The organism is Psychrobacter sp. 1Y4, assembly GCF_051847555.1.
The window spans coordinates 1-1,346 of the sequence record NZ_JBPYDE010000068.1 but is presented as its reverse complement, the minus strand read 5'-3'; the positions used below and the strand labels follow the sequence as shown (position 1 = coordinate 1,346).

The window sequence follows — 1,346 nt, the reverse complement described above, 5'->3', positions numbered from 1 at the left end:
AAAATTGATCAATGATGGTACAAGTCGCTTGAATTAATCATAAATTTGTTGATTATTCACTAAAAAAGTAAGCCTTAGTGCTTACTTTTTTTTGTACATAAACTTAGCATCTTTAATATTGCGAGCTATATGCATGGATTAATGGACGATAAGCTCTAAATATTACTAACAATAATCACAGCGCATTACTAGCCAGAATATCAATGACGTTGTATGATAGCTAATTTAGCTGAGTGAGTATTATGGTGCAGGAATTGCCGTCGGTGTTTTTAGTGGGTCCGATGGGAGCGGGGAAGACGACGATCGGTAAGTTACTGGCCAAGCAGTTAGGTCGCACTTTTGTAGATAGTGATTGGTATATCGAATCGCAAACTGGTGCTGACATTGCTTGGATATTCGCCAAAGAAGGTGAAGCGGGTTTTCGTGAGCGTGAAACGCGTGCCATTGATGAGCTGACTCAAACCCCTCAAATTGTATTAGCAACTGGCGGTGGCGCAGTATTGGCTGCTGAAAACCGAGACTTCTTAAGACAGCGTGGCATCGTGGTTTATCTCAATGCCCCAGTCGATGTGCAAATGGCCCGCACTTCTAAAGACAAGTCACGGCCTCTTTTACAACAGCCTAATCCTAGAAAAATACTGCAAGATTTATATAGTATTCGCGATCCATTATATCGTCAGGTCGCGCATATTATTATGCCCACTGGTCACACTTATCCACGTCATATGGTCAGCCAATTAATGCAGCAGCTGAACGCATTTTTTGATTGTACTGACACAACACCAAAAGACAATAAAGAGTAGATCTATATTATCTATTGATATGATAGGTAGGTATACTCAGCTACTTTTATCCAATTATAAATGCTTAAGGAGTGTCTCATGGCAACGTCACTGTTTCATGATAGCTTAACAGTTCGTACGCAAAGTCATGATTATCCAATCATTATTACTGAAGATGCGACGTCAAAAGATAGCAGTATGGCGAAGCAAGTCGCACCTTATATTAAGGGTTGCCAAGTATTGATCGTGACTAACGATACCGTGGCACCTTTATACTTGCAAGCTTTAGAAGACGAGCTAGCAGAGCAGTTTACGGTAAAAGTTTGTGTGTTACCAGATGGTGAGCAATATAAGAACCAGACAAGCATAGACCAAATATATGATGCGCTAATGGCAGAGCATTTCAATCGTGATGTCACGCTTATCGCACTTGGTGGCGGCGTAGTGGGTGATATGACAGGTTTTGCTGCGGCAAGTTTTATGCGCGGGGTCAACTTTATCCAAATTCCAACGACCTTATTGTCGCAAGTCGATTCAAGTGTTGGCGGCAAAACTGGTATCAAT

The 1,346-nt window shown here is 41.4% G+C and carries 2 protein-coding genes; both read left to right on the top strand.

The genetic code is table 11. The features are described 5' to 3' along the window. The first annotated feature begins 242 nt into the window (after positions 1 to 242). Positions 243 to 803 carry a shikimate kinase AroK gene (gene aroK / locus ACS8FC_RS14195; protein WP_439297233.1) on the top strand — a complete coding sequence of 187 codons (561 nt, stop codon included), beginning with the start codon at positions 243 to 245 and terminating at the stop codon, positions 801 to 803. Between the two features lie 78 nt (positions 804 to 881). Then, the coding region (locus ACS8FC_RS14190; protein WP_439297232.1) for a 3-dehydroquinate synthase family protein at positions 882 to 1,346 on the top strand (465 nt) is incomplete at its 3' end.